General features: G+C 47.1%; 3 protein-coding genes and 1 pseudogene. 3 read left to right on the forward strand and 1 reads right to left on the reverse strand.

What is annotated here, in order from left to right; genetic code table 11:
* Window positions 1-19: 19 nt before the first annotated feature.
* Complete coding sequence (locus tag D9T21_RS16130; RefSeq protein ID WP_100970741.1) at window positions 20-1,219, reverse strand: IS4 family transposase; 1,200 nt, start codon at window positions 1,217-1,219, stop codon at window positions 20-22.
* 463 nt (window positions 1,220-1,682) lie between these two features.
* Here D9T21_RS16130 and D9T21_RS16135 point away from each other — a divergent pair.
* From D9T21_RS16135 to istB, 3 genes and pseudogenes are all read left to right on the forward strand, one after another.
* A protein-coding gene (locus D9T21_RS16135; RefSeq protein WP_377908393.1) for an IS3 family transposase occupies window positions 1,683-3,214 on the forward strand; the annotation gives its coding sequence in 2 pieces (ribosomal slippage) (window positions 1,683-2,127 and window positions 2,127-3,214; 1,533 coding nt in all).
* 45 nt (window positions 3,215-3,259) lie between these two features.
* Window positions 3,260-4,783: pseudogene (gene istA, locus D9T21_RS16140) on the forward strand (IS21 family transposase).
* 9 nt (window positions 4,784-4,792) lie between these two features.
* Window positions 4,793-5,451: IS21-like element helper ATPase IstB (gene istB, locus D9T21_RS16145; protein WP_123325999.1), on the forward strand; the 659-nt coding region annotated here is incomplete at its 3' end.

The raw sequence follows: 5,451 nt of genomic DNA on the forward strand, positions 1-5,451 counted from the left end.
CTGAGGGATCCCCACGAATTTAGCATGTAATCTTGCTCATGCAAGCTTCAGCGGTGAGTTCATCAAGCCAGCGGATCGTCTTTTTCCACTGATGCAGGGTAAATCGCATTGAGGTGTTAAAAGCTCTCAAGCCAAGAAAGTGAAAGGATAGTACGGATTTTGTTTCGGTATTTGCCTGAAAGCGTCGATGCTTGTTACTGACAACTAATAGCATGCCCAACAGTACAGCCACTAACGAAGCCAGTGTGGTAAGCAAGACCAGAACAGTAATGCGTGTCTTGGTTGTGCTGCGATTATTTTCATACCCCAGACCAAAGCGCGTGCTTTTCATATCCCGAAAGCCTTCTTCTATTTGCATGCGCTGGCGATAAATATCGATGACTTGTTTAGATAAGTGACGATGGTAGGGCAATGACGTCGCCAGTAGCCACGGATCTCTTGCGCCATCAGCATATTTCAATGAATTGGTATCCCGTTGGCGCGAGCCATTGGCATTAAACGCTCGTCGACCTTTCGCTTTCTCTTTAACCAACACCAAGGTACAGGCAAAAGGTCGTGACTTGACGATAAGCGCGTTATCAAATCGCTTGGGCCGTGTTGTAGCCTTTAGATAAAGCTCAGCGATAGATTGCCATTCATTACCGCCATCCAGCGAATATAAATGTGGCTTTCGCACACGTCCGACAATATGCCATCTCAATGCCTGCACTTCACGAAACCACGGCGATTTGTAGCCCGCATCAGTGACAATAATGGGCTGGCAGGTATCCGGTAAGAGCGTGTGCAATATCTCTAAAAAGTCTCTATGTGTAGTCGCTTTTGCACTGGCTTTTCTATCATGCACTTCCTGATAAAGGGTAATAGGCCGCCCTTTAACGACAATTGCGGCGCGAAGTAAAAAGTGCTTTTTGCACTTATCCAAATCTGACCAGTCAACGGCAATGACAGGATGTTTACAGGTACAAAATAACCGGCAAATCATTGCATAGATAAACGGTACTTCACGCTGGAGGTGACCATTAGATAACAGCCGGTCAGCCCGCTTAATACGGTGTTTCTCATAGGCATTGGAACGGATACCGCGCCCCATACTGGTCACAGTGGCCGAACCGCTCTCAATCAAGCTTCGCACACAGGCGACAACGGCCTGTTTGCGGGTTTTATGCATTTTATGGCTGACAAAAGAGACAAGATTGTTCAATATAGAGCGTGCATTCATGGTGTTTTCTGTGTTGGTTTTTTTTGGCGAAAGATCTGATCACCAAATGCCATGAATGTTCCCTAACTCTTTGACTTTATTTTACTATTCGTGGGGATAGCTCAGAAGTAAGCTGGTATCTTTGTCGGCTTTTTTGTCTGCACAGAACCAACCCTGATTTACCTGGATAATATTTACCTGGATAAGTGTGATTTACCTGGATAAGTTCTAACTTAATCAGGCAATAGATAAAGTACGACTCAATCAGTTCTGACCCTTCAGCTATTGGTCCAGGCTGTGTGAAAACACACTTTTTTTGTCGCTGGTGATTAATATCCATCTTTAGAAATCTTCGAAGAAGATTTCGATCGCGTTTTTTTACAGCACCTTAATTTATCCAGGACGAGTCAAAATCCCCCTGTGTCAGGATAGTTGTCGCCTCAGTTTTTCATAGTAATAGACAGGGTGCGGAAGTTAGGTATGAGTGAGACATTATCCAGAAGAGCTTAAGAAGACAGCAATTAATAAGTTAATTGAAAGCGGTTTATCATTACGCCAGTTTGCGCAAAGAGAAGGTATCAGCCTGTCGACGCTATATAGTTGGCGGGTTAAGTATACAGAGGCCGATTTCAGTTTGACTAAAAGTAATACGCCTGAGAATTGGACAGCAGAGCAGAAGTTTTCTGCGGTGATAGAGACTGCTGCCATGTCGGAAGTTGAGGTAAGTGAGTATTGCCGGAAAAAGGGGCTTTTCCCTGAGCAAATCCAGCAATGGAAACAAAGCTGTATCTCCGGTAATCAATCCGAGGCGGATAAACGTAAGCAGCAGGCCCAGGAACGCAAAGCGGATAAGAAGCGCATTAAAGAGCTGGAAAAAGAGCTAAAACGCAAAGACGCAGCTTTAGCCGAAACTGCTGCGCTACTGGTGCTCAGAAAAAAGTTAAATGCCTACTGGGGGGAAGACGAGGACAATTAACCACGTTCTCAGATAGGCAATACTATGTTTCACTGGTTGACGAAGCCGTTAGCTCGGGTGCCAGAAAACACAAAGCCTGTGACATCATCGGCTTATCCCTACGCACGTTACAACGATTGTGGGACGCTGATGGGGTTTGCGCAGATAAGCGCCCGGAAGCGGTCAGGCCGACGCCTACGAATAAGCTAACTGAGGTAGAACAGCAAGCCATTTTGGATATCTGCAATGAAGAGCGGTTTGCCAATTTGCCGCCCAGTCAGATTGTTCCCATATTGGCCGATGAGGGAATTTATCTGGGTTCGGAATCCAGCTTTTACCGTATATTGAAAGCCAATAATCAGCTTACTCACAGAGGCAAAGCCAAGCCCAAAGGTACCATCGCAAAACCTGATGGGTTTACGGCTACAGGCCCCTGTGAAGTGTGGACCTGGGATATCTCATACTGTCCCTCTACAGTCATTGGTCGGTTCTTTTATCTGTACATGATAATAGATATCTTTAGCCGTAAAGTCGTGGGATGGGAAGTGTATGACTGTGAGTCTGATGAGCATGCCGCTAACCTATTAGAACGCACGCTATGGTCTGAGAAATGCGTGAGTGAAGAGATAATCTTACATTCTGATAATGGCAGTCCGATGAAGAGCCTGACCATGCAAGCTAAGATGATTGAAATGGGCGTTATCGGCTCACGCAGCCGACCCGGTGTCAGTAATGACAATCCCTACTCAGAATCTCTGTTCCGCACAGTCAAATACTGCCATAGATGGCCGAGTGAAGGCTTTAAGTCGCTGGAGGAAGCGCGAGCCTGGGTGCGAGATTTTGTCCGCTGGTATAACACCGAGCATCGCCACAGCCGCATAAAATTCGTTACCCCAGAGCAGCGACACAAAGGAGAAGACCAACAGATACTGGCAGAGCGCGCTGAGTTATATGCCAAGGCAAAAGTGAAGAATCCGAGTCGTTGGTCTGGTGAAACCAGAAACTGGGATAAGATCGGAAGCGTAGAGCTAAATCCCGAAAGTAAAAAAGAAGCAGCTTAACAGCTCAGGCGACAACTACCTTGAAAAACGCCGGAGGAAATAAGTATGTCAAAACCGACTGACATAGAGCGCGTCACAGCGGTTCTCCATCTGAAGCTTCATGAAAACCTCAGTAACCGGGACATCGCCAGGAGACTGAATGTGGGAGCTGCCACTATCTCTGATATTCTCGATAAATTTAGAACCCTGAATTGTGGCGGGCTGTTATCTGAGCATGCCTCAGATCAATGGCTACATTAGTCACTTTATCCTGACAGGAAAGCGGGCCGTATTAAACCTGATTATGGCCTGATGGATATTGAACTGCGGCGTAAAGGTGTAACTAAACTGCTGCTCTGGGAGGAATATCAGGCTAATTACCCTGATGCTTGCTATAGCTACAGCCAGTTTTGCGACAATTATCGTGAATGGAAATCCCAGCAAAAGCGCTCGATGCGATTTACGCATAAAGCAGGCGAGAAGCTATTTATCGACTTCTGTGGGCCGACATTACCGATTGTAAATCCCGGCACCGGAGAAGTGCGTAATGCCCAGGTCTTTGTTGCGGTACTGGGCGCGTCAAACTACACCTTTGCGATTGCCACAGAAAACCAGAAGCTCGAAAGCTGGCTGGAGGCGCATGTGGCTATGTTTGCCTTCTTCGGCGGCGTGCCGCAATTGCTGGTACCGGACAATCTCAAGTCAGCGGTCACCAGAGCCTGTCGATTTGAACCTCAGTTGAATACAGCTTACCAGTCATTAGCGAATCATTATGGCTGCGCCGTGATGCCTGCAAGACCTCTGAAGCCAAAAGATAAAGCGAAAGCAGAAAATGCCGTACTCATTGTGGAACGATGGATAATGGCAAAATTGCGGCATCAGGTCTTCCATACCTTATCAGGCCTTAATGTTGCTATTCGGGCGTTACTGCATGAACTGAATCAGAAACCATTCCAGCGATTACCGGGAAACCGACAAACCTTGTTTGAATCGCTGGATAAACCAGAGCTGGCCCCGTTACCCACAACACCATGGGAATACACTGAAATCCATATTGCCAGAGTCGGTATTGATTACCATGTCTTGTACAAAGACCATTTCTACTCAGTTCCTCACCTCTTTGTCGGCAAGTCAGTTGAAATACAGGCTTCTAAGCGGCTTATTCGGATTTACTACCAACGCGAGTGCATTGCACAACACATGCGTAGTGACCGAAAAGGTGGCTTTACCTGTGTTGATGAGCATATGCCTGCCAATCATCAGCATCAGAAATGGTCACCCGGAAGACTCAAGAACTGGGCAAAGCAGATCGGCCCTTCCACACTTGAAGTCACCGACGCCATTCTGCAAAGCAAACCACATCCAGAGCAAGGTTATCGGGCCTGCCTTGGGCTACTTAACCTTGCAAAGAAATACGGCGAAAGTCGCCTGGAACAAGCCTGTCGCCGGGCTATTGATATAGGTAATCCCTGTCGAGCCAGCGTGAAATCGCTGTTGCACACCCACCTTGATAATGCCCCGAAAGTGGATGACGTTGAAACGCCCAATCTCACTCATCACAACATCCGCGGCCCTAAATATTACAAATAAGGAACTCAAATGAACGATCTACTCATCCAACAATTACAGCAACTGCGCATGACAGGGATTGCGGATATGTTAAAACAGCAACGCGCTCAACCCAACACCTACTGTGAATTAGCCTTCGAGGAACGGTTGTCCCTGCTGGTTGACCATGAAATGAACCAAAGACGGACAAACCGCATCAACCGACTTCGTAAACAGGCACGACTCAGGTTAAATGCAACACCGGAAGAACTGTCATACGACAATGGCCGCGGATTACAAAAGCCAAGAATGGCCGATTTATTAAATGGCGGATATCTTAGTCATCATCAGAATATCATTGTTACCGGAGCCACAGGTGGCGGTAAAACCTATGTAGCTTGTGCGCTTGGTGAACAAGCGTGTCGCCAGGGAATACGTGTTGGTTACTGGCGATTACCACGATTAAACGAGCACTTACACATCGGCCACGCTGATGGCAGTTACACCAAGCAGCTAGCAACGATAGCGAAACAACAGCTACTGATCCTGGATGACTGGGGACTGGAAAAACTCACCGTCAAACAGGCAACAGACTTACTGGAGGTGGTAGAAGACAGGCACGGCGTAAGTAGCACCATCATCTGTAGTCAGCTACCTGTAGAGCAATGGCATTCAATGATAAGTAACGGCACGGTTGCCGATGCGCTACT

The sequence above is a fragment of the Marisediminitalea oceani genome (assembly GCF_003731635.1).
Lineage (GTDB): Bacteria > Pseudomonadota > Gammaproteobacteria > Enterobacterales > Alteromonadaceae > Alteromonas > Alteromonas oceani.

Coding starts and splice junctions, on each gene's coding strand:
- D9T21_RS16130 (WP_100970741.1), bottom strand. CDS start 1,219: ATGAATGCACGCTCTATATTGAACAATCTTGTCTCTTTTGTCAGCCAT.